Raw genomic sequence first — 23,246 nt, 5'->3', positions numbered from 1 at the left:
CACCATCGACGCAAGCGTGCTTCGCATCGGCCGCGATCGGGCCTAGGGTCGGGTCATGACGGCGCAGAACATCTATCGCCACCGGCTGGCCACACGGCTGTGGCATTGGGTCAATGCGGTGGCGGTCATCATCCTGATCGGCAGCGGGCTGATGATCCTGAACGCGCATCCCCGGCTTTATTGGGGACGCTATGGCGCGAACTTCGATGCCGCCTGGCTGACCTTCGACCGGTTTCCGGGGTGGGTCACGATTCCGCAGACCTATAATCTGGCGCTGGCGCGTAACTGGCATCTGACCTTTGCGCTGGTGCTGGGCTTCGGGTTGCTGGCCTATATGATCGTCAGCCTGATCAACCGCCATTTCCAGCGCGACTTGGCGATACGGCGGGGCGAATTGTCGCGGCGGCATGTGGCTGCCGATATCCGCGCGCATCTGGCGTTCCGCTTCCATGATCCGGAAGCGCCGGGCGACTATAACGTGCTCCAGAAACTCAGCTATGTGCTGGTGATCTTCGGCCTGTTGCCGCTCGCGATCCTGACCGGCATCGCAATGTCGCCGGGGCTGAACGCGGCGTTTCCGTGGGTGCTGGACCTGCTCGGTGGGCGGCAGTCGGCGCGGTCGGTCCATTTCCTTGCGGCAAGTGGCATCACCCTGTTCGTCGTCGTCCATCTGGTGCTGGTGATATTGGCCGGAGCGGTGAACGAGGTGCGGTCGATGGTCACCGGTCGCTGGCGGGTGCCCGAATGAGCCGGATCTTGTCGCGGCGATCGGCGCTGGTGGTCGGTGCCGGCGGGCTGGTCGCGGCGTGCGACCGAGTGGCGCAGCTACCCGCCGCCCAGACGCTGCTTGGCGGAGCGGAGGTCGCGCATCGCGGGCTGCAACGTGCGATCACCGCGCGTGACGCGCTGGCGGTCGAATATCGGCCGGATCAGCGTTCGCCGATCTTTCGCGCCAACGGCACCAACAATCCCAACACGCCCGACTATAACGCCCATGCCGCGAACCGCTTCGCCGATTGGCGGGTGACGGTCGACGGGCTGGTCGCGCGGCCGCTGTCGCTCCGCCTCGACCAGATCCGGTCGATGCCGTCGCGCCAGCAGATCACGCGGCATGATTGTGTCGAGGGGTGGAGCGCGATCGGCAAATGGACGGGGCCGCGGCTGTCGCGCATTCTCGACCTCGCGGGATTGCGGCCCGACGCCCGCTATCTGGTGTTCCACTGCGCCGATGCGATCGGCGGGCGGCCTTATTATGAATCGATCGACCTGATCGATGCCTTCCACCCGCAGACCATATTGGCATGGGCGCTCAACGACCGGTTGCTGGGTGTGCCGAACGGTGCGCCGCTACGGCTGCGGGTCGAGCGGCAACTGGGCTATAAACACGCCAAATATGTCGAGCGGATCGAGGCGGTCGCCTCGCTAACCGGACTTGCCGGCGGCAAGGGCGGGTTCTGGGAGGATGTCGCCGGTTACGACTGGTATGCCGGCATCTGATCGACCCGGGTCCATGCCGCCGCCCGGCCAACCAGCCATCGCACCCGCCCGCCGGCCAGTAACAGCGCGCTGCCCCGGCGATCTTCGGCGAGCGTCCTGAGCAACCCCGCCAGAATGATCGGACGGCGGAGCGCACGGGCCAGGTCACGCTGATAGCCGATCGCCCCCGCCGCGCCCTGACGCTGCCACGCCGCCACCGCGCGGATCGCGCTGGCGATGGCGATACCCATGCCTTCGCCGGCGAGCGAGGGGATCACCCCCGCCTGATCGCCCAGCCGATAGACGCCCGTTTCGGTCGCGCGCGCGCGCCAGCCATAGGGGACGTTGGCGACCGCATCGATCGCCGGAGTTTCGCCGAGATAGGCCAGCCGGTCGCCCAGCGCCGGACATTCGTCCGCCAGTACCCGCAGCAGCGACGGCAGATCGCCCGCCGCGCGCAGCCGCGACCGGCGCAGCGCCATGCACAGATTGGCGCTGCCATCCTCCTGCGCGACCAGCCCGCCATAGCCGCCGGCAAAGGCGTGCAGTTCGATCGCATCGCCGACCACCCGGGTCAGCGCCGGATGCGGTCCCAGCCGGATGCGTACCCCCATCGCCGGATCGGGACCGGGGTCGGCATCGCGCATCGCCCCGCGCAGGTCGTGTTTGCCGGTGGCGAGGAACAGCGTCTCGCCGGCAACGTCCGCCCCGTCGCCGGTATGCAAGGTACGCGCCTCGGCCGAGCGGATCGTCACGCCGCGCTCGACCCCCGCCCCCGCCGCCTGCGCCGCTTCGAGCAGCAGCGCGTCGAGCCGTCGCCGTGACAGGCCGATCGCGGGCGCGGGCAAGGGGGATTCGGACCTGCGACCGCCCGCGAACAGCACCACCCGGCGCACGACATGGCCGTCCGGTTCGACACCGATCTCGCGCAGCGATGCCAGCGTCCGCCACGACAGGAACCCACCGCACAGCGCATCGGGCGTGCCGCGCGATCGTTCCAGCAGGACCGGTGCCGCGCCGTGCCGCGCCAGCAGCAGCGCCGCGACCGCGCCGGCCGGGCCGCCGCCCGCGATCAGCGCCGACGTTCGACGCATAGCCGGAACGGAAAATGCCGCCGCACCCGCGCGTCCGGAATCCCTGCTTCGGCAAGGATCGGCGACCATTCGGCCGGTCGATAGGAACGCGCGATCGACAGCGTCCCGTCGGCACGCACGATCGGGTGCCAGCGCATCAGCGTCGCCAGCAACGGATAGCCGCGATGGGCGAACCGATGGCGGTGCAGGTCGTTGACGAACCAGCCGCGCGTCGCCTGTGCCTCCATGAACCGCAAGAACACGACGAGCTGGTCATGGGTCATGTGATGCGCGACGAGGCTGGAGACGATCACGTCCCAGCCCTGCCCCGCCAGACCGGCATAATCGCCGGTGCGATAGGTTATGGCCAGATCGGCAGGCGTATCGGCACGGGCGATGGTTTCGCTGCGCGGGTTCAGGTCGATGCCGACCAGTTCCGCCTCGACGCCCCGTGCCGCCGCCCAGCGGGCAATGCGGCGCAGCATGTCGCCATCGCCATAGCCGACATCGAGCAGTTTCAGCCGATCACCGCGCTTGGCGATGACCGATAGGAAGGCGAGCGTCGGTCGCGCCGCCATCGTCACCCGGTTGACCCGCGCCAGATCGCGCAGCACCGCGGCATAGACGGCGGGGTCAAGCGCGGGATCGTCCATCGCCTCTTCGGCATCGACGCGTGCGAAGCTCATGCCGCGCTCCGGAAGCCGAAGCCTTCGGCGGCGAGGCCGGGACCGAAGGCGAGCGCGATGCCATTGGCGACCGGCGGCCCGGCAAGCAGTTCGGCAAGGACGAACATCAACGTCGCCGACGACATGTTGCCGTTCGCGGCCAGCACCCCGCGCGATGCGTTCAGCGCATCGGCCGACAGCGACAGGCTGCGTTCGACGGCGTCGAGGATCGACCGCCCGCCGGCATGGACCGCCCAGCCGTCGACGTCGCTGAGCGATCGCCCGCCGGTCGCCGCCGCCGCAAACCCCGGATCGGTGAGCGCGGTGGCGATGCGGCCGGGCACCTCACCCGACAGATGCATCGCGAAACCGGCATCGGTGATGTCCCAGCGGATCAGGTCGGCCGAATCGGGCAGGGCGGCGGCGAACGGCGTCTCGATCGCGAGGCCGGTCGGATTGCGGGTGACCAACGCCGCCGCCGCACCGTCGCCGAATTGCAGCATCGCCAGCAACGGTTCGAGGGTGACGGCCGGTTGCAGGTGCAGCGTCGACAGTTCGACCGTCAGTACCAGCACCCGCGCATCGGGTTCGGACCGGACGATATGGCGGGCGCTGCGCAATGCGGCGACGGCGGCGTAACAGCCCATGAACCCGATCAGCAGCCGTTCGGTGGTGGACGGCAGGCCGAGCCGAGCGGCGACGATCTGATCGATGCCGGGCGCGACGAAACCGGTGCAGCTCGCCACGACCAGATGGGTGACATGGCCGAGCGGGGTGCGGGCGGAAAGGCGGTCGATCGCCGACAGCGCCAGCGCCGGGGCGGCTTCGGCATAGATGCGCATCCGGGCGGCGGTGCCCGGCATCGCATCGGCATAGAAGCCACCGGCCGCGACTGGCGATCCGCCATCACTGCCGACCGGCAGCACCGACCAGCGACGGGCGATGCCGGCCCGCTCGACCATCCGGTCGAACAGCCGCGCCTCGCGCGGCGACAGTCGCTCGCGTGCCCAGTCGATAAACGCGTGATGGATGTCGTGATCGGGCGTCGCGGTGGCGATCGCGTTGATCCAGGCGACGGGCGCGGCGGTCGAAGTCATTGCGGCGTCAACGCACCGGAGCCGCGAATGGCTACGACATCAGTCCTTCCACGCCCACCACAATTGGGCGGGCGGCATGTTCCACCATTCCATGTCGTGATCGATCCGCGCGAATTGGCGGTCGAGAAAGTCGCGGACGCGCGGATTGAACTGATAGACGAGGAACGCGCCACCCGGCCGCAGCACCGCCTGCGTCGCCGCGGCGATGTCGTCACCGACTCCGGCGGGCAACGTCGAGAATGGCAGGCCGGACAGCACGTAATCGGCATGGGGCTGCCCATGATCGGCGACGATCCGTTCGACGTCCGCCGCCGATCCATGCACCGCCGAGAACCGCGAATCGAGGATCGTCGCGTTGAGGTAATCGATGAAATCGGGGTTGGTATCGATGACGATCAACTGCGCATCGGGGGCGAGGCGTTGCAGGATCGGGCGACAGAAGGTGCCGACGCCGGGGCCATATTCGACCACCACCTTGGCCGTGGCCCAGTCGATCGGGCCGAGCATCTTGCGGATCAGGCGGTTCGACGACGGGATGACCGACCCGACCATGACCGGATGCTTCACGAACCCACGCAGGAAAATGCCGGCCGGCGATGGTACGCCGCGCGGCTTCCGTCGGGTCGCGGCGTTGGAACTCGTCGTCATGGAAATCCTCGAACGGATGGCCGGGCGGCCATGGTCATCGCGTCGTCGCAAAAGCGAAACCAACTTGCAAGCATATCGGTTGCGCGGTCCGTCGCAGGTACGTCGCGCGACTCATCGCGGCAAGATCGCGACGACGGGTCCGGACCTGTCGTCGCGTGCCCCCGAACCGGCTCCGGAGCGACGCGCGGCGCGGGCTAACCTTTCGGACCGCGCCCCTCGACCATGCCCGGCGCGATGAAGCCCAGCGGCTGGATGGACAGCGCATCCTGCTTCAGCCGCGACGACATGGCGCGATATTCCTCCTCCATCTCCGGCGTCACCGATGCGCGCGACTCCCCAAGTGCGGATTCGAAATGCGCCATCGTCACCGCGCGCGTATCCAGCGATTCCCGCAGCGCGAACAGGCCGGCACGGCGGACCACATCCTCCAGATCGGCACCGGTGAACCGGTCGGTCCGGCCGGCGACCACATCCAGATCGACATCGTCGGCCAGCGGCATCTTCTGCGTCTGGATGCCGAGAATGCGCGCGCGCCCTGCCCGGTCGGGCACGCCGACATAAATCAGTTCGTCGAAGCGGCCGGGACGCAGCAATGCGGGATCGACCATGTTCGGCCGGTTGGTCGCGCCGATGACCACCACGGATTGCAGTTCCTCCAGCCCGTCCATCTCCGCGAGGATCGTGTTCACGACCCGCTCGGTCACCTGCGGTTCGCCAAGGCCACCGCCACGCGCGGGCACCAGCGAATCGAGTTCGTCGATGAAGATCACCGTCGGCGCGACCTGTCGCGCACGCGCGAACAGGCGGGCGATCTGCTGCTCGCTCTCGCCATACCATTTCGACAACAGGTCGCTCGATTTGGTGGCGATGAAATTCGCCTCCGCCTCGCGCGCGACCGCTTTCGCCAACAGCGTCTTGCCGGTGCCGGGCGGGCCATAGAGCAAAAAGCCCTTGGCCGGCCGGATGCCGAGCCGGCGGAAGGATTCCGGCGACTTGAGCGGCAGCTCGACGCCTTCCTTCAACCTGACCTGCGCATCGTCAAGACCGCCGACATCGTCCCAGCGGACGGTCGGGGCCTGCACCATCACCTCACGCATCGCGCTTGGCTGCACCCGCTTCAACGCCTCGACGAAATCGTCGCGGGTCACCGACAGGCTGTCGAGCACGTCCTGCGGGATCGTGCCCGCCGACAGGTCGATGCGCGGCATGATCCGCCGCACCGAATCGATCGCCGCCTCGCGGGTCAGCGCCGCCAGATCGGCACCGACAAAACCATAGGTGGTGCGCGACAGCTCGCCCAGATCGACATGCTCGTCGAGCGGCATGCCGCGGGTGTGGATGCCAAGGATCTCGCGTCGCCCGCGTTCGTCGGGCACCCCGACCACGATCTCGCGGTCGAACCGGCCCGGCCGGCGCAGTGCTTCGTCGATCGCCTCGGGCCGGTTGGTCGCGGCGATGACGACGATGTTGGCGCGCGATTCGAGCCCGTCCATCAGCGTCAGCAACTGCGCGACCAGCCGCTTTTCGGCCTCGCCCGACACCTGTCCACGTTTCGGCGCAATCGAATCGATCTCGTCGATGAACACGATCGACGGCGATGCCTTCGTCGCCTCCTCGAACACTTCGCGCAGCCGCTTTTCCGACTCGCCATAGGCCGATCCCATGATTTCGGGACCGTTGATGAGGAAGAATTCGGCATCGGATTCGTTGGCGACCGCGCGTGCCAGCCGCGTCTTGCCGGTGCCGGGCGGTCCATGCAGCAACACGCCCTTGGGCGGATCGACGCCCAGCCGCTGGAAGAGTTCGGGATAGCGCAGCGGCAATTCGACCATCTCGCGCAACTGGTCGATCGTCTGACCCATGCCGCCGATATCGTCATAGGTGACGTCGGCCCGGCGCGTCTCGCGCGGCGTCTCATATTCCGAGCGCAGTTCGATCTCGGTCGATTCGTCGATATGGACCACGCCCTTGGGCGTCGCCGAGACGACGAGGAGGCGGATTTCCTGCAACGAAAAGGCCGGCGCATTCACATAGCGGCGGACATTGGGCGACAGATTGTCGACGCGCTGGTGGCCGGTGGTGGCGACGATATCGCCCTGACACAGCGGCCGCCCGAAAAAGGTGCGCTTGAGCGCGTTCGACGATCCCTGCAGCCGCAGATTCTGCTGTGCGGGTGCGAAGACGACGCGGGTGGCGGGACGCGATTCGGCTTTGCGGACCTCGACCTGATCGCCCGACCCGACGCCGGCATTGGCGCGCTGCAACCCGTCGATGCGGACGATGTCGAGGCCTTCATCCTCGGGATAGGGGGCGATGGCGCGCGCGGGCGTCGTCTTCTTGCCGACGATCTCGACCACGTCGCCTTCGTTGATGCCGAGCAGGGCCATGACCGAGCGGGGCAAATGGGCGATGCCGCGTCCGCTGTCTTCGGGCCGGGCATTCGCCACCTGCAACCGCCGCCCGCCTGTTTCGCTGTCCGCCATCTATTCCTGCCATGCTCAACGCAATTGAACGGCGGATATGGGCGGTGCGCCGCCGGCAACAAGACGAAAAAAACGGCCGATCGCAAAGGACCGGCCGGAAAGTTTTTAGGAGAGGATGCCTGAAAGGCCTGCTCTAATTGCAGCGCAGCGTATTTTTGTGCAAGTGCGAACGGAGCAATCGATATTGCAAATTCTGCAACACGCTTCCGGTCGGCAGTTGCCATACGCGCAATCGGGGTGCAGCCTGTATCGCACCGCAACGAAGTTAGGGTATCGGATGCGTCGCCTTCCGCCATTGACCGCCATCGAAGCATTCGTGCACGTCGCGCGCCTCGGCTCGGTCAAACTTGCCGCCGACGAACTGGCGCTGTCGTCGCCCGCGCTCAGCCGCCGGGTGCAGGCGCTGGAGCGCTTCATTGGCAAGCCACTGTTCGAACGGCGGCATCAGGCATTGCGCCTGAACGACGATGGCGAACGGTTGCTGACGCTGTTGTCGGGCGCGCTCGACACCCTGTCCGACGCGGTCGAACAGATGTCGGGTGCGGTCACGGTGCTGCGCCTGCGCTTGGGCGTGCTGCCGCTGTTCGCGATCCAGCGGCTGATGCCGCGCATGGGCGACCTGCACGACCAGCATCCCGAACTGCATCTCGATTTCGATACCGCGCATCACGGGTTAGGGCGGCTGGGCGAAGGGATCGACGTCGCGATCGTGCTCGACCATGCGATCGATCCGGCGCTCTATGCCCGTCGGCTCGACCGGAACCGCGTCTATGCCATCGCCGGACGGGCGCTGATCGACCGGTCGCCGATCACCGATCCGGCGCAACTGGCGCAGCATACCGCATTGATCCACCGCGACATGCCGGACACCTTTTCCGACTGGATGCACGCCGCCGGCCTGCCCGATCTCGAGCCTGCCGCGATCGACCGGTTCGATTCGGGCACATTGATGCTGGAGGCGGCGGCGCAGGGGCTTGGCGTCGCCTTCATGCTCGAATCGCATTTCGAAACGGCGCGCGACGACCGGCTGGTGCCGCTGTTCGATCGCGCGGTCGATTCGACCTATAGCCACTGGTTCGTGTGCCGCCCGCGCATGTTGCAGCAGCGACCGGTGAAGCTGTTCCACGACTGGCTGGTGCAGGCGCTGGGCGCGCCGGCGGAGTAGGGTCGGGAGCGCCTTCGCCGCCCCCCCGTCATTCCGGCGAAGGCCGGAATCCATTGTGTCGGACGCTATCGAACGATCGCTGCCGTCCCCCCCGTCCGTGGATTCCGGCCTGCGCCGGAATGACGGACGGGGGAGCAAACCGCTTACGCTTCGCTACGTGCGGTCACGATCTTGCCGGGGTTGCGGGGCGGTTCGCCCTTGGGCAGCGCGTCGACGGCGTCCATGCCGCTCTCGACCACGCCCCACACCGTGTACTGACGGTCGAGGAAGGTCGCATCGTCGAGGCAGATGAAAAACTGGCTGTTGGCCGAGTTCGGGTCCTGCGTCCGCGCCATCGAACACACGCCGCGCACATGCGGTTCGGCGTTGAATTCCTGCTTGAGGTTCGGTTCCTTCGACCCGCCGGTGCCGTCGCCGCGACCGCCGTCGCCGCCCTGCGCCATGAAGCCGTCGATCACGCGGTGGAACACCACGCCGTCGTAAAAGCCCGAATCGGCAAGCTTGACGATGCGTTCGACGTGGTTGGGCGCCAGATCGGGGCGCAGCTTGATCCGTACTTCGCCCGTGTCGAGCGTCATCACGAGCGTGCTGGGGGTATCGGCCATTGAAAGCTCCTTGAAAGTCGCGCCTAGCTAGGGTGCCGGAACGGCACTGGCAACCGCACAGGGTTTGCACGGCGGTGCAGCATGGCTACAGCGGCCGGACGCACGTGGCAGGAGGGTTGCACCCATGACCGAACTCGACCTTCCCGAAACGACCAGCGAACTGGACGAGGACGACCGGCTGAAGCCCGAATTCGTCCGCGCCGTTTGCGAAGCGGTCGACCGCGGCGACGACGAGGCGGCGCGCGAGCTGGTCGAGCCGCTCCACCCTGCCGATCTCGCCGATCTGTTCGAACTGGTGCCGGGCGAACAGCGCGCGGCACTGGCGGCGGCGATCGCCGAGCGGCTGAACGGCGACGTGCTCGCCGAGATGAACGACTGGGTCCGCGACGCCGTCATCGACGCGCTGACCGCGACGCAGGTCGCCGATCTCGCCGCGCAACTCGACACCGACGACGCGGTCGCGATCATCGAGGATCTCGACGATGCCGACCAGCGTGCGGTGCTGCGCGCGCTCGACCCCGACGATCGCGCCGCGATCGAGGAGGCGCTGTCCTATCCCGAGGAATCCGCCGGCCGGTTGATGCAGCGCGAACTGGTCGCGGTGCCCGAGCACTGGAGCGTCGGCGACGCGCTCGACTATCTGCGCGCCGACGAAGTGCTGACCACCGATTTCTGGGAAATCTTCGTGGTCGATCCGGCGCACAAGCCGATCGGCACCTGTCAGTTGTCGTGGATCCTGCGGACGCCGCGCGACGTCGCGATCGGCGACGTGATGGCGCGCGAACAGACACTGATCCCGGTCGACATGGATCAGGAAGAAGTCGCGCTCCGTTTCCAGAAATACGCGCTGATCTCCGCGGCGGTGGTCGATGGCAGCGGGCGGCTGGTCGGCATGATTACCGTCGACGACGTCGTCCACATCATCCAGGCCGAGGCGGGCGAGGACGCGCTGCTGCTGTCGGGCGCGGGCGAAGGCGACATCAACGAACCGATCCGCGATTCGTACAAGGCGCGCGTGCGCTGGCTGATTACCAATCTGATCACCGCGCTGTTGCCCGCGACGATCATCGGCGCATTCGGGGCGACGATCGACCGGATGGTGACGCTGGCGGCGCTGATGCCGATCGTCGCGGGTCTGGGCGGCAATGCGGGGACGCAGACCATGGCGGTCACCGTCCGCGCGCTGGCCACCAATCAGCTGACCCAGTCGAACACGCTGCGCGCGATCCGGCGCGAGATGGTGATCGCACTGATGAACGGCCTGACCGTCGCCGCGCTGATCGGCACCGGCGTGACGCTATGGTTCGGCAACCCGCAACTGGGGGCGGTGATCGGCACGGCGATGCTGCTGAACGTCGTCATCGCCGGCTTTGCCGGGGTGTTCGTGCCGCTGACGCTCGACCGGTTCAATGCCGATCCGGCGGTCGCGTCGTCGATCTTCGTGACGATGACCACCGATTCGATGGGGTTTCTGGTGTTTCTCGGCCTTGCGACGGTCAGCGGACTGACAGCTTGAGGCACGCGACTGCGCTTCCCATGTGGGTCGCGTGCCGCTGCATCTCACCAAAGTCGCGTTCGCCATCGAATCGGTCGAACAACTCGCCGAACGGCTGGCCGCGCGCCATGCCGAGGGCGGGGCGCTGACCACCCGCTATCTGCCGAAACGCGCTGCCGAGATCGCGGGCGGGTCGCTGTTCTGGATCCTGAAGCACCGGCTGGTCGCGCGCTCGCCGATCCTCGGCTTCGGCGAGGCCGAGGGTGGCCGCGTTGCGATCCATCTGGGGCCGAAACTGGTGCTGGTCGAGGCGCGACCCAAGCGGGCGCATCAGGGGTGGCGCTATCTGGAGGAGGCCGACGCGCCCGCCGATCTGGGTGGCGAGGGCACGGGCGCGGACGCGTTGCCGCCGCGTCTCGTCGGGGAGTTGATGGCGCTGGGGTTGCTGTAAGAAGAGTGGTTCGCGCGGAGGCGCGGAGGCGCGGAGGCGCGGAGGCGCGGAGGAGGTTGCGGCTTCCCGCGGTTCCGCGTCAGCGGAACCTTCCATTTCATGGCAGCGATCGAGAGGATTGATCGCTGCGCGATCCAGTTGCAGCGAACGCAACTGCTCCGCGTCTCCGCGCCTCCGCGTGAAACCGAATCTTCTTCTACCCAACCAGCCCCGGATACGCCGCCCGTGCCGCCGCGACCTTCGGCTTGTCCCACCGCACGATATACGGATGCGACGGGTTTCGCCGTGCGAAGTCCTGATGACCGGCTTCGGCGGGGTAGAAGGCACCCGTCTCGACCTTCGTCGCGATCGGCTTGGGGAACGCCTTCGCCCGGGTCAGTTGCGCGATATAGCGGCGCGCCACCGCCGCCTGCTCGGGGGTCTGTGCAAAGATCGCCGAGCGATAGCTGGGGCCGCGATCGGGATATTGGCCGTCGACCTGCGTCGGATCGTGCGCGACCGAGAAATACAGGCGCAGCAACGTGCCATAGCTGACGACGCGCGGGTCGTAGGTGATGCGAATCGCCTCTGCATGACCGGTGCGTTCGGTCGATACCTGGTCGTAGGTGGCGGTAGCGCGGGTGCCGCCGGCATAGCCGCTGACGACCGATCGCACGCCCTTCACCCGTTCGAACACCGCCTCCATGCCCCAGAAACAGCCACCCGCCAGCACAGCGGTGGCAGCGCCGGGGCTGGCGGGAACATCGCTGGCGATGGCGGGGACCGGCACCGCGCGTTCGGCGGTGGCGGGCTGGATCGTCAGTGCGGCAGCAAGGCCGATGGCACCGATCGACAGGGGTAGCAGGGGTTTCATGGTCGGTTCCTTGACGCGAACCGACCAAAGATGGGGCGCGGCCGTGCGCCCCGCCAGATCAACCGATGCGTTCGACGACCGCCGGTGCGGAACGGACCGACTTCGCATCGCTCGGATCGGCGATCTGCACCGCGAACAGCGCGACGGCGCCCATGGCGAAGCCGCTGACGAAATGGCGAAGGAATCCGGTGCGCTTGGCGGTCATCTGTCTCATCCTCTTGCCCGGCCGCACACCCGGATGGTGCGCGGCAGCGGGTCGATCGCCATGGCGGCGGGCGACCCGTTCTTCAGCGGCAAGATATAGTTGGGGGCGGTGAACCGATGCTGGCGCGTCCGTTCATCTCCTGCACAGCCTCAACCATGTTGCGGGTGCGAAATCAAGTCGATGACGGGGTGGATTTCGGAAACGCTGCGTTGCACGACCGGCATTTTGGTGCGGTTGCGCTGCTTGACGGCATACATGTCGTGGTCGGCGGCGACGATCAGGTCGGTGATATGGTCGAGCGTCCCGACCGCGGTACCGATGCTGAGCGCGACGGGCAGGTCGCCCGGCACGATTCCCGTCATCGCATGGGCATAGCGGACGGCGATGGCGGCGGCGGTGGCATCGGCCCCCGCCTGATCGGCATCGGGCAGGACGCACACGAATTCGTCGCCGCCCCAGCGAAACACCCGCCCCCCGTCGGGCAAGGCCGCCGTCGTCGCGCGGACCAGCGCGACCAGCGCGGCATCGCCCACCGCATGGCCGCAGCGATCGTTCAACGGCTTGAAATGGTCGAGGTCGATCATCAGCACCGCGCCCCCGCCCCGCCACCGCGCCAGCCGCCGGTCGAACCCGGCACGGTTATAGGCATTGGTCAGCGGATCGCGTTCGAGCAGCGCCGACAGCGCCTGATGCCCGCGCTCGGCATCCATCGTCAGCAGCGACACGCCGCGGAACATGATGAACGAGATCGGCAGCACGGTCAGCCACGCCCCCAGCCCGTGTTTCATGCCCGTCAGGCTGGTGCCGATATCGCCATGATACGCCGACCATGATCGCGCGACGAACAGCGGTACGGTCGGCGCGAACAGCGCGACGACGATCCACGCGGTATGCAGCGATTCACGCCGCGCCAGCCGGATCGCGGTCAGCACGATGGCAAGGTCGAACAGCGCGCGCAGGCTGCTGAGATACCCGACCCGGAACCCGAGTTCCTCGATCCGGACCGAGAAGAACAGCGGAGTCGCCGCGACCAGCGCCGCCGCGAGGATCAGCCGGTTGCTGCCGTCCGGATAGGCGAAGGTGCGCAGGCCGATGAAGATCGCGGCATAGGCGACCACTGCCAGCGGGTTGCCCAGCCAGACGATATAGTCGCCACCACCCATATCGCGGAACACCGCGCCGGCCGCGGTGACACCGAGCAGGATATGCCCGAACCCCCACCATGCGGCCCAGTTGTCGAACCGCCCGGTCGCCCACGGAACGACATGGATGATGCCGGCAACGATCGATGCCAGCGAAACCATGACGTACATTGTGGAAAGATCGAGCAAGCCGTCCTCACTATCGCAACCAAAGTCGCGATAGATCAAAAAGGCCTAATAGTCTCTTTCTACTCGGTGGTTACTTCAGCGCGGCGCACGCGGTACGGATACGCGCACAAGCCTCGCGCAGCAATGCATCCGACGTCGCATAGCTGATCCGCATCGCCGGCGAGAGGCCGAACGCCGCGCCCTGCACCGCCGCGACCTTCGCATCCTCCAGCAGATAACCGACGAAATCCTCGTCGGTGGCGATCCGCCGGCCCGCGGGCGTCGACGTGCCGATCAGCCCCGACAGGTCGGGATAGACGTAGAAGGCACCCTCGGGCATCGGACAGGTCACGCCGTCGATCGCATTCAGTTCGGCGACGACCATGTCGCGGCGACGCTGGAACGCGGCATTGCGCTCGGCAAGGAACGACTGGTCGCCGTTCAGCGCGGCGACGGCCGCCGCCTGTGCGATCGAACACGGGTTGGAGGTCGATTGCGACTGCAGCTTGGCGATCGCCTTGATCAGCCATGCCGCGCCGCCGGCATAGCCGATCCGCCAGCCGGTCATCGCATAGGCTTTCGAACAGCCGTTCACGGTCAGCGTGCGATCGTACAGCGTCGGGTTCACCTCCGCGATCGTCGCGAATTCGAATCCCGGATAGACGATATGCTCGTACATATCGTCGGCAAAGATCCAGACATGCGGATGCCGTTCCAGAACCTTGCCCAGTTCGCGCAGTTCGGCGCGGGTATAGCCGGCACCGGTCGGGTTGGACGGCGAATTCAGGATCACCCACTTGGTGCGTTCGGTGATCGCGGCGTCGAGCTGTTCGGGCGTGATCTTGTACTGCTGGTCGGCCCCGGCGGCGATGAACACCGGCGTGCCGCCCGCGAACTGGACGACGTCGGGATAGCTGACCCAATAGGGGGCCGGCACGATCACTTCATCGCCGGCGTCGACCGTCGCGACCAGCGCGTTGAACAACGTGTGCTTGCCGCCGACATTCACGCTGACCTGATTCGCGGCGTAGGTCAGGCCGTTGTCGCGCTTGAACTTCGCGATGATCGCGTCCTTCAGCTCGGCGGTGCCGTCGACATTGGTGTATTTCGTCTTGCCGGCGCGAATCGCCTCGATCGCGGCTTCCTTGACGAAATCGGGTGTGTCGAAATCGGGTTCGCCCGCGCCCAGCCCGATGACGTCGACGCCCTGCCGCTTCAGTTCGAGCACCTTCGACGTGATGGCGAGGGTCGGCGACGGATTGATGCGGTCGAGCGCGGCGGAGGGCTTCATGGGACGTCCGATGCTGAGAAGGAACAGGTGCCGCGCCCTTAGCCGCCCCGTTCCCCCGCCGCAACCAGCCGCGCATCAATCAATCCGCGAACGGCGTTGCCGATGTAAAATCCTTGCGCAAGATCGGCCGGCGTCAGCGGCATTTCGACCGCATCGCCGCGCGCGATCAGTTCGGCGCGCAGCACCCCCGGCAACAATCCCCGATCGAGCGGCGGGGTCAGCAGCTGCCCGCCCTCCTCCCGCCGGACGAAGATCGAGGTGAAGCTGCCCTCGGTCACCTCGCCATCGGCGCGGGTGAAGATCGTTTCGAAACAGCCCGGCGGCGGCGCGGGCCAGAAGCGCCGGTCGCTGGTCTTGTGGGCGATGCGCAGGTCGGTCGCGGCCAGCGGCAGCGGCGCGACCGCCACCAGGACCGGCCCGGCGGGCAGCGTCGGCAGCGGCGTGACATCGACCGAGATCGCGCCCGATCGCGACAGCAACAGCCGGATGCGCGACGGATTGCGCAGGCGAAAGGTCGCCGCCTGCAATTCGTTGCGCGTCGCATGGCGATCGAACGCGAAGCCCAGCCGCCGCGCGCTTTGCGTCAGGCGGGCGATATGCCCTTCGAGCAGGGCGATCCCCTCCAGCGGATCGAACGCCATCGTTTCGACCAGATCGTAGCGCGCCGGCGGCAGGTTCAGGAACCGTGCCTTGGCGAGACATTCGGACCATTCGTCGGCGGCGCGCGAATCGGCGACGATCCCCGATCCCAGCCCCAGCGTCGCATGGGCGCCTTCGGGTGCCAGATGCAGCGTGCGGATCGCGACGTTGAATGACGCGTCGCCAGTGCCGTTGATCCAGCCGATCGCCCCGGTATAGATGCCGCGCGCGCGATCCTCGATACCGTCGATCGCCTCCATCGCCCGCTTCTTGGGCGCGCCGGTGATCGACCCGCACGGGAACAGCGCCGCCAGCGCATCGACCCCATTCCGGTCGGGCAGCAGGTCGGCGGTGACCGACGACACCATCTGATGGATGCTCGGATAGGTTTCGACGACGAATCGCTCGGGCACGTGCACGCTGCCCGCGACGCTGACCTGCGACAGGTCGTTGCGCATCAGGTCGACGATCATCAGATTTTCGGCGCGCTGCTTGGGATCGGCGGCCAGTGCGCGCGCGGCGGCGGCATCGCGCGCCGGATCGGGATCGCGCGCGGCGGTGCCCTTCATCGGCCGCGCGGTGATGCGCCGCCCGTCGACCGCAAAGAACAGTTCGGGCGAGAAGGAGAGAATCCAGTCCTCGCCGGTCCACACCACCGCGCCATGCCCCGCCGCCGCGCACGGCCGAATCGCGGCATACAGCGCCAGCGGATGGCCCGCGACCGGCACCTGCGCGCCGAAGGTCAGGTTCGCCTGATACAGGTCGCCCGCCGCGATCAGGTCGAGGACGGTGGTGCATTGTGCCGTGTAGCGATCGGCATCGATCGCCGGCTCGACCTCGCCGATCCATGCGCCCTGCGGGTCGGGCAAGGCAGCGGCGACGTCGACCGTTTCGGCCGCGGCGAAGACGCCGAACCACAGCAACGGCGCAGTACCGCTGCGCATCCGCAGCCCCGGCACCAGTGCTGCCCCGGCTTCATACTGGAGATAACCCGCGACCGACGCGCCTTCGCCGATCGCGGTCGACAAGTCGGCCAGCGCCGCCGCCACCTCGCCGACGTGATCGGCACGAATGATGCGGGACGGCGCGCGATACAGCTTGCCCGAGCCGCCCGGCCGGGCATCGTCGAACAGCACGAAAGGCCGGGTCGTATCGAACATCGCCCACGCTTGCCGTTTGCCGCCGCGCGGGGCAAGCGTCGAACCGCGCTTTGTCGGTACGGTATTCGGCGGTAAGGCACGGGCATGACCCCATCCCCGATCCGCGCGGCGATCATCCCGGTGACGCCGCTCCAGCAGAATTGCACGCTGCTCTGGTGTACCACGACGATGCGCGGCGCCTTCGTCGATCCCGGCGGCGACCTGCCGCGCCTGCTCGCCGCTGCCGAGCACCATGGCGTGCGAATCGAAAAGATCCTGCTCACCCACGGGCATATCGATCATTGCGGCGAGGCCAAGCCGCTCGCCGAGCAACTGGGCGTACCGATCGAGGGGCCGCACGAGGCCGACCGGTTCTGGATCGCGCGGCTGGACGAGGACGGCAAACGCTGGGGCCTGCGCGGCGTCCCGTTCGAACCCGATCGCTGGCTGGTCGAGGGCGACACCGTCACCGTCGGCGAGGCCAGCTTCGCGGTGTACGAGACCCCCGGCCACACCCCCGGCCATGTTATCTTCCATCACGCCGACGCCAAATTCGCGCTGGTCGGCGACGTCCTGTTCCAGGGATCGATCGGTCGCACCGACTTTCCGCTGTCGGATACACAGGCGCTGATCGATTCGGTCGTGACGAAGCTGTGGCCGCTGGGCGACGATATCGCGTTCGTGCCGGGCCATGGTCCGGGCAGTACCTTCGGCCATGAGCGGGCGACGAATCCATTTGTCGGTGACAAGGTGCTGGCGGGATAGCGTCACCTTATATAAGGCTGCCCTTCCTGAAGTTCGTCACCCCAGCGCAGGCTGGGGTCTTGCGCGGCTCCTGTCCCGAACCGTCACCGGGAGATCCCAGCCTTCGCTGGGATGACGCGGAGAGATCGGCATCGCGCTGGGCGCTGAATCCAACCCGAAGCTTGCAACCCCGCTCGAAAACGCTATAGGCGCGGTTCGCTTCGCGACCAGCCTGTCTGCCGGTCCGGCGGGTCGCCGGTCGCGGAAAGCGGTCGGGCACTTGCCTGGGCCGCGTCGTCAGTTGGTGGTGAAACCAACCGATACCCAAGTGATAAAGGTGCCGAAATGGCAGTTCCCAAGAGAAAGACCTCGCCCTCCAAGCGCGGTATGCGTCGCAGCCACGATTCGCTGAGCGTCGAATCGTTCCAGGAATGCCCGAACTGTGGCGAACTGAAGCGTCCGCACAACCTGTGCAACGCCTGCGGCCATTATAACGGTCGCGAAGTCGTCTCGGTCGAAGCGTAACCGCCGGACCGGACAGGGAAGCACGCATGGCTGACGGGTCCTGGATCGCCATCGACGCGATGGGCGGTGACGAAGGGCTTGCCACCATGCTGGCGGGCGTCGCCCATGCGCGACGCCGCCACGAATCGATGCGGTTCCTGCTGGTCGGGGACGAAGCGGCGATTCGTGCCGGACTCGAATCGCACCCGAACCTGTCCGCCGCGTCGGAAATCGTCCACGCCCCCGAAGTCGTCGGATCGTCGGACAAGCCCAGCCAGGCGATTCGCCGGGCCAAGACGACGTCGATGGGCGTCGCCATCGGGCTGGTGAAGCAGGGCCGTGCCGCCGCTGCGGTGTCGGCGGGCAATACCGGCGCGCTGATGGCGATGGCGAAGCTGGCGCTGCGCACCATGCCGGGCATCGATCGCCCGGCACTGGCGGCGTTGCTGCCCAGTCTCGGCGACAATGACCTCGTCATGCTCGACCTCGGCGCCAATGCCGAGTGCGATGCCCGCAACCTCGTCCAGTTCGCGGTGATGGGGGCGGCCTATGCCCGCACCGCGCTCGACCTCGAATCGCCCCGCGTCGCGCTGCTGAACATCGGCACCGAGGAGCTGAAGGGCATCGACAGCGTCCGGGAAGCAGCAGCGATCCTGCGCGCCTCGCCGCATTTGCCGATGACCTTTTCGGGCTATATCGAGGGCGATCGCCTGTCGCGCGGACAGGTCGATGTCGTCGTTTGTGACGGCTTTTCGGGCAATATCGCGCTGAAGACCGCCGAGGGCACCGCGCGATTCGTCGCCGACCTGCTCAAGCGCGCCTTCCGTTCGTCGATCCGGTCGAAGATCGGGTTCCTGATCTCGCGCCCGGCGACCGAATTGCTGCGCCATCACCTCGATCCCAACAACCACAACGGCGCGGTCTTTCTCGGCCTCAACGGGCTGGTGGTCAAAAGCCATGGCAGCGCCAACGAAGCCGGCATTTCGAACGCGATCCAGGTCGCGGCCAAGATGGTGCGCGACGACCTGACCCGCAGCATCGCCAGCGATCTCGCGGCGATCGAGGCGCGCGCGGCATGATCCGTTCGGTCGTCACCGGCACCGGTTCCGCGCTCCCTGCCCGGCGGGTGTCGAATGCCGAACTGGCCGAACAGGTCGATACGTCCGACGAATGGATCGTCGAACGGACCGGCATCCGCTTCCGCCATATCGCCGCCGAGCATGAGACGACCGGGACGCTCGCCGCCGATGCCGCCCGCGCCGCCATCGCCGCTGCCGGGATCGAAGCGCAGGCGATCGACCTGATCGTGCTGGCGACCGCCACCCCCGACCAGACCTTCCCGGCGACCGCGACGAAGGTGCAGGCGATGCTCGGCATCGACGACTGCGTCGCGTTCGATGTGGCGGCGGTGTGCTCGGGCTTTCTCTATGCCGTGCAGGTCGCCGATGCGATGCTGCGCACCGGTATCCACCACCGGGCATTAGTGATCGGAGCCGAGACATTCAGCCGCCTCCTCGACTGGCAGGACCGCACCACCTGCGTCCTGTTCGGCGACGGCGCGGGTGCGATCGTCCTCGAAGCACGCGAAACCGGTGGCGACGCGCCGCAGGGCATTCTCGCGACCCGCCTTCACGCCGATGGCCGGCACAATGGCTTGCTCTATGTCGATGGCGGTCCGTCGACGACCGGCACGGTCGGCAAGCTGCGCATGAAGGGCAAGGAAGTGTTCCGCCATGCGGTAGTCAATCTGGCTACCGTCATGGGCGAATCGCTCGAACTGGCGGGCCTGACCTCCGACGATGTCGACTGGGTCGTGCCGCACCAGGCCAATGCCCGCATCCTCGACGCAACGGCGCGCAAGCTGGGCCTGCCGCGGGAAAAGGTCGTGGTGACCGTCGACATGCACGCCAACACCTCGGCCGCATCGGTTCCGCTCGCGCTCGACGTCGCCACCCGCGACGGACGGATCAAGCGCGGCGACATCGTCGTGCTGGAGGCGATGGGCGGTGGTTTCACCTGGGGTGCCGCCGTAGTGCGTTGGTAATCCTTTAGTATTTTTGAATCTTCGTATACGCTATGCTAGCGGCAGGCGGTGTAGACGAAAAAGGATTTCACTGATGGTTTCCGATGGTACGCTGACCCGCGCCGATCTCTCCGAAGAGATGCACCGCGAGATCGGTCTGTCGCGGGCCGATTCCGCGCGCGTCGTCGAACAGATCCTCGATCATATGTGCGAGGCGCTGTCGCAGGGCGAGAACGTCAAGATTTCGGGCTTCGGCAGCTTCGTGCTGCGCGACAAGGGCGAGCGGGTCGGCCGCAATCCCAAGACCGGGGTCGAAGTGCCGATCGCGCCGCGCCGCGTCCTGACCTTCCGCGCCAGCCAGATGATGCGCGACCGCATCACCGCCAACTGAACGAGGCCGATTGCCGCCCCCGGTCGACAAATCCGCCAACGCCTATCGCACGATCGGCGAAGTGGCGCGCGAACTGGGGGTGCCGCAGCATCGGCTCCGCTATTGGGAAGGGCGTTTCGCGCAGATCCGCCCGCTGACCCGCGCCGGCGACCGCCGCTATTACCGGCCGGAGGATGTGGCGCTGCTGCGCCGTATCCAGACATTGCTGGGGGATCAGGGCTATACCGTGCGCGGCGTGCAGCAATTGCTGGCGCAGGAGGCAAAGGCCCCGGCGAACCCCGTCGCCCCGATCACCCGCCGCGCCGCACGCATCCTCGAATTGCGCGCGATCCGATCGCTGCTTGCCGACGCGCTCGCGACCGACGGCGCGGCCGAGTAGCACGGCAGCGCCCCGGCATGGTGCGGCTCATTTCGCCGATCGACGCGCCGCTTTCCCCGACCGCCAAACCTGCTAAACCGCGCGGGCGATGAGCGTATCCGAACCCGACACCTCCCCCGCCCCGTCCCGGCGGGCGCGTTTCGCCCGCATCCGGCGACGGTGGTGGTTCCGCCTGCCCGCGATCGCGCTGTTGCTGTCGGGGATCGGCGTATTCCTGATCTGGCTGCTGCTGTGGCGCACCCTGCCATCGGTCGATTCGCTGCGCGCCTATGAACCGCCCTTGCCCACGAACGTCCGGGGAATAGAGGGCGATCCGATCCACAGCTATGCCCGCGAACGCCGCGTGCAGCTGTCCTATGCCGAATATCCGCCGCTGCTGGTCCGCGCGTTCCTCGCCGCCGAGGACCGGACGTTTTTCGAGCATCACGGCGTCGATTACCCTGGCATTGCATCGGCGATGCTCACCAATCTGCGCAACGACGGTCGCCCGATCGGCGCGTCGACGATCACGCAACAGGTCGCCAAGAACCTGCTGCTGACCAGCGAGGTCAGCTATGTCCGCAAGGCGAAAGAGGCGCTGCTCGCCTGGCGCATCGAGGACGCGCTGACCAAGCAGCAGATCCTCGAACTCTATCTCAACCAGATCGCGCTCGGCCGGAACGCGTTCGGCGTCGAGGCAGCGTCGCATGCGTATTTCGGCAAGGAACTGCGTGAGTTGACCCTGCCGCAAATGGCGTATCTCGCGATCCTGCCGAAAGGACCGTCGAACTACACGCCCGAGCGCGGCTATGATCGTGCGATCACGCGGCGCAACTGGGTGTTGGGCGAAATGGAGCGCAACGGCTTCATCACCGCGGCCCAGCGCGCCGCCGCCATCGTCCAGCCGCTCGGCACCATCCCGCGCCAGACTCCGCGTCAGGAAACGGCAGGCGGCTATTTCATCGAAGAAGTCCGCCGCCAGCTGCTCGGCCAGTTCGGGGAGAATGCGAAGGACGGGCCGTACAGCGTCTATGCCGGCGGCCTGTGGGTCCGCACCTCGCTCGACCCCAAGATCCAGCAGGATGCGCAGGATGCGCTGCGCAGCGGGCTGATCCGGTTCGATGCCGGGCGCGGCTGGTCCGGCCCGCTCAACAAACCGCGCACGACGATCGATGGCAACAATTGGCAGCAGGCGCTGCTCAACACCAATATCGGCGTCGATTATCAGGATTGGCAGGCGGCGATCGTCATCGACAAGGAGGGCGGCGAGGCGCGGATCGGCTTTGCCGACGGCCGCACCGGCACCCTGCCGCGCGGCAATGCGCAGATGCCGGTCCGCGGCGGCACCGGCAACGCATTCGGCGCGATCCAGCGTGGCGACATCCTCGCCGTGGCACCGGCGGGCGGCGACTGGTCGCTGCGCTCGGTCCCGCGCGTGTCGGGCGGCATGGTGGTCGAGGACCCGCGCACCGGCCGCATCCTCGCGATGCAGGGCGGATTCGACAGCCGGATCCAGTCGTTCAACCGCGCGACGCAGGCGATGCGCCAGCCGGGATCGACGATCAAACCGATCGTCTATGCCGCCGCGCTGGAGGCAGGGATGACCCCGGCCTCGATCATCGTCGACGGCCCGTTCTGCGTGAATCAGGGCGGGCGCCTGGGCCAGAAATGCTTCCGCAACTTCGGCGGCGGCGGGGCCGGCCCGCATACCATGCGCTGGGGCGTCGAACAGTCGCGCAACCTGATGACGGTGCGCGCCGCCGCCCAGACCGGCATGGACAAGGTCAACGACCTGATCCAGCGCGTCGGCATCAGCGACGAGAAGTTTCCGCCCTATCTCTCCTATGCGCTGGGTGCGGGCGAGACGACGGTGCTGCGCATGGTCAACGCCTATTCGATCCTTGCCAATCAGGGCCGCGAGTTGAAGCCGACGGTCATTGATTTCGTGCAGGACCGGCGCGGCAAGGTGATCCTGCCCGAAAACTGGCGCGCCTGCGACGGCTGCAACGCCGCCGATTGGGACGGCAAGCCGATGCCGCGTCCGCAGATCAGGTCGCGCCAGGTCATGGACGCGATGAGCGCGTACCAGATGGTCCACATCATGGAAGGGGTGATCCAGCGCGGCACCGCCACGACGCTGCGCGACCTCAATCGTCCGATCATGGGCAAGACCGGCACCTCGACCGGTCCGACCGATGTCTGGTTCGTCGGCGGCACGCCGCAGATGATCGCCGGCCTCTATCTCGGCTTCGACAGCCCCCGCAATCTCGGCGGCTATGCGCAGGGAGGGACGATCGCCGCGCCGATCTACAAGACCTTCGCGGTCAAGGCGTACAAGGACATGGAGGCGCTGCCGTTCCGCGCGCCCGCCGGCATCCGCATGGTCCGCATCGATCGCGCGAGCGGCCGCCCGGTCTATGGCGCGTGGCCGACCACCGATCCCAAGGCGGCGGTGATCTGGGAGGCGTTCAAGCCCGAGACCGAGGCGCGCCGCGCCACCGGACGGCTGGGCGAAGCGCGCGCGCCGGTGACCCGCGATCCGACCCGCGCCGTGCCCACCCAGCAACAGGCGCAACCGCGCGACAGCGACTTCTTGCAACGCGAAGGGGGAATCTACTAGCGCGCCGCCTA

Annotated in this window: 23 protein-coding genes; 12 read left to right on the top strand and 11 right to left on the bottom strand. The window is 67.2% G+C overall.

What is annotated here, in order from left to right:
• The first annotated feature begins 55 nt into the window (after window positions 1-55).
• Complete coding sequence (locus tag ASE50_RS04145) at window positions 56-748, top strand: cytochrome b/b6 domain-containing protein (protein ID WP_056395969.1); 693 nt, start codon at window positions 56-58, stop codon at window positions 746-748.
• Window positions 745-1,497, top strand: coding sequence for a molybdopterin-dependent oxidoreductase (locus ASE50_RS04140; protein WP_056395967.1), 753 nt, complete (start codon window positions 745-747; stop codon window positions 1,495-1,497). Before ASE50_RS04145 ends, ASE50_RS04140 begins: the two co-directional genes overlap by 4 nt.
• On the opposite strand, the gene ASE50_RS04135 is transcribed toward ASE50_RS04140, so the two are convergent.
• The 5 genes from ASE50_RS04135 to ASE50_RS04115 all read right to left on the bottom strand — a co-directional run bounded on the left by ASE50_RS04135 (window position 1,473) and on the right by ASE50_RS04115 (window position 7,442).
• On the bottom strand, window positions 1,473-2,570 hold the full coding sequence (locus ASE50_RS04135) for an NAD(P)/FAD-dependent oxidoreductase (RefSeq protein WP_056395964.1): 1,098 nt from the start codon (window positions 2,568-2,570) through the stop codon (window positions 1,473-1,475). The genes ASE50_RS04140 and ASE50_RS04135 overlap by 25 nt on opposite strands.
• Window positions 2,549-3,235, bottom strand: a complete 687-nt coding sequence (locus ASE50_RS04130; protein ID WP_056395962.1) for a methyltransferase domain-containing protein — start codon at window positions 3,233-3,235, stop codon at window positions 2,549-2,551. Before ASE50_RS04130 ends, ASE50_RS04135 begins: the two co-directional genes overlap by 22 nt.
• Window positions 3,232-4,311 carry a type III polyketide synthase gene (locus ASE50_RS04125; protein ID WP_056395958.1) on the bottom strand — a complete coding sequence of 360 codons (1,080 nt, stop codon included), beginning with the start codon at window positions 4,309-4,311 and terminating at the stop codon, window positions 3,232-3,234. Before ASE50_RS04125 ends, ASE50_RS04130 begins: the two co-directional genes overlap by 4 nt.
• 39 nt (window positions 4,312-4,350) lie before the next feature.
• Complete coding sequence (locus ASE50_RS04120) at window positions 4,351-4,959, bottom strand: class I SAM-dependent methyltransferase (RefSeq protein ID WP_056395956.1); 609 nt, start codon at window positions 4,957-4,959, stop codon at window positions 4,351-4,353.
• A gap of 194 nt (window positions 4,960-5,153) precedes the next feature.
• Window positions 5,154-7,442 carry a CDC48 family AAA ATPase gene (locus ASE50_RS04115; RefSeq protein WP_056395952.1) on the bottom strand — a complete coding sequence of 763 codons (2,289 nt, stop codon included), beginning with the start codon at window positions 7,440-7,442 and terminating at the stop codon, window positions 5,154-5,156.
• A gap of 277 nt (window positions 7,443-7,719) precedes the next feature.
• Here ASE50_RS04115 and ASE50_RS04110 point away from each other — a divergent pair, with 277 nt between their 5' ends.
• Entirely contained in the window at window positions 7,720-8,607 is an 888-nt protein-coding gene (locus ASE50_RS04110) for a LysR substrate-binding domain-containing protein (RefSeq protein ID WP_056395950.1), read from the top strand.
• Window positions 8,608-8,750: 143 nt separating this feature from the next.
• Here the strand turns inward: ASE50_RS04110 and ASE50_RS04105 are convergent, their stop codons facing one another.
• A complete protein-coding gene (locus tag ASE50_RS04105; RefSeq protein ID WP_055998934.1) occupies window positions 8,751-9,212 on the bottom strand; it encodes a peptidylprolyl isomerase in 462 nt (153 codons plus the stop codon).
• A gap of 124 nt (window positions 9,213-9,336) precedes the next feature.
• Here ASE50_RS04105 and mgtE point away from each other — a divergent pair, with 124 nt between their 5' ends.
• Window positions 9,337-10,728 carry a magnesium transporter gene (mgtE, locus tag ASE50_RS04100; protein ID WP_056395947.1) on the top strand — a complete coding sequence of 464 codons (1,392 nt, stop codon included), beginning with the start codon at window positions 9,337-9,339 and terminating at the stop codon, window positions 10,726-10,728.
• A 31-nt stretch (window positions 10,729-10,759) separates the two neighbouring features.
• Window positions 10,760-11,158 (top strand): DUF1489 family protein, encoded by a 399-nt coding sequence (locus ASE50_RS04095; protein ID WP_056395944.1) that lies wholly within the window; start codon window positions 10,760-10,762, stop codon window positions 11,156-11,158.
• A gap of 196 nt (window positions 11,159-11,354) precedes the next feature.
• Here ASE50_RS04095 and msrA read toward each other — a convergent pair whose 3' ends face one another.
• The 5 genes from msrA to pabB all read right to left on the bottom strand — a co-directional run bounded on the left by msrA (window position 11,355) and on the right by pabB (window position 16,616).
• The gene (gene msrA, locus ASE50_RS04090; RefSeq protein ID WP_056395940.1) at window positions 11,355-12,011 is read right to left on the bottom strand and encodes a peptide-methionine (S)-S-oxide reductase MsrA; all 657 of its coding nucleotides are present in this window, start codon (window positions 12,009-12,011) and stop codon (window positions 11,355-11,357) included.
• 58 nt (window positions 12,012-12,069) lie between these two features.
• Complete coding sequence (locus ASE50_RS18450) at window positions 12,070-12,216, bottom strand: hypothetical protein (protein WP_156347291.1); 147 nt, start codon at window positions 12,214-12,216, stop codon at window positions 12,070-12,072.
• A gap of 149 nt (window positions 12,217-12,365) precedes the next feature.
• Complete coding sequence (locus tag ASE50_RS04085) at window positions 12,366-13,529, bottom strand: GGDEF domain-containing protein (RefSeq protein ID WP_056395937.1); 1,164 nt, start codon at window positions 13,527-13,529, stop codon at window positions 12,366-12,368.
• Window positions 13,530-13,617: 88 nt separating this feature from the next.
• The gene (locus tag ASE50_RS04080; RefSeq protein ID WP_056395934.1) at window positions 13,618-14,817 is read right to left on the bottom strand and encodes a pyridoxal phosphate-dependent aminotransferase; all 1,200 of its coding nucleotides are present in this window, start codon (window positions 14,815-14,817) and stop codon (window positions 13,618-13,620) included.
• Window positions 14,818-14,855: 38 nt separating this feature from the next.
• Entirely contained in the window at window positions 14,856-16,616 is a 1,761-nt protein-coding gene (gene pabB / locus ASE50_RS04075; RefSeq protein WP_056395931.1) for an aminodeoxychorismate synthase component I, read from the bottom strand.
• A gap of 84 nt (window positions 16,617-16,700) precedes the next feature.
• On the opposite strand from pabB, the gene ASE50_RS04070 reads away from it, so the two are divergent.
• From ASE50_RS04070 to ASE50_RS04040, 7 genes are all read left to right on the top strand, one after another.
• Window positions 16,701-17,360, top strand: a complete 660-nt coding sequence (locus tag ASE50_RS04070) for an MBL fold metallo-hydrolase (protein WP_056395928.1) — start codon at window positions 16,701-16,703, stop codon at window positions 17,358-17,360.
• Between the two features lie 324 nt (window positions 17,361-17,684).
• A complete protein-coding gene (rpmF, locus tag ASE50_RS04065; protein ID WP_055762192.1) occupies window positions 17,685-17,864 on the top strand; it encodes a 50S ribosomal protein L32 in 180 nt (59 codons plus the stop codon).
• Between the two features lie 26 nt (window positions 17,865-17,890).
• Window positions 17,891-18,922 (top strand): phosphate acyltransferase PlsX, encoded by a 1,032-nt coding sequence (plsX, locus tag ASE50_RS04060; protein ID WP_055998921.1) that lies wholly within the window; start codon window positions 17,891-17,893, stop codon window positions 18,920-18,922.
• The gene (locus tag ASE50_RS04055) at window positions 18,919-19,887 is read left to right on the top strand and encodes a beta-ketoacyl-ACP synthase III (RefSeq protein WP_056395924.1); all 969 of its coding nucleotides are present in this window, start codon (window positions 18,919-18,921) and stop codon (window positions 19,885-19,887) included. The genes plsX and ASE50_RS04055 overlap by 4 nt, the downstream gene beginning before the upstream one ends.
• Before the next feature lie 73 nt (window positions 19,888-19,960).
• Window positions 19,961-20,257 (top strand): integration host factor subunit alpha, encoded by a 297-nt coding sequence (locus ASE50_RS04050; RefSeq protein WP_056395921.1) that lies wholly within the window; start codon window positions 19,961-19,963, stop codon window positions 20,255-20,257.
• Window positions 20,258-20,267: 10 nt separating this feature from the next.
• Window positions 20,268-20,636 carry a MerR family transcriptional regulator gene (locus ASE50_RS04045; RefSeq protein WP_056395918.1) on the top strand — a complete coding sequence of 123 codons (369 nt, stop codon included), beginning with the start codon at window positions 20,268-20,270 and terminating at the stop codon, window positions 20,634-20,636.
• Window positions 20,637-20,724: 88 nt separating this feature from the next.
• Entirely contained in the window at window positions 20,725-23,235 is a 2,511-nt protein-coding gene (locus ASE50_RS04040; protein ID WP_056395914.1) for a penicillin-binding protein 1A, read from the top strand.
• The last annotated feature ends 11 nt before the right edge of the window (window positions 23,236-23,246 follow it).

Origin of the sequence: Sphingomonas sp. Leaf5, assembly GCF_001421155.1 — a bacterium.
Taxonomy (GTDB): Bacteria; Pseudomonadota; Alphaproteobacteria; order Sphingomonadales; family Sphingomonadaceae; genus Sphingomonas.
This window is presented reverse-complemented; position numbering and strand designations above follow the sequence as displayed.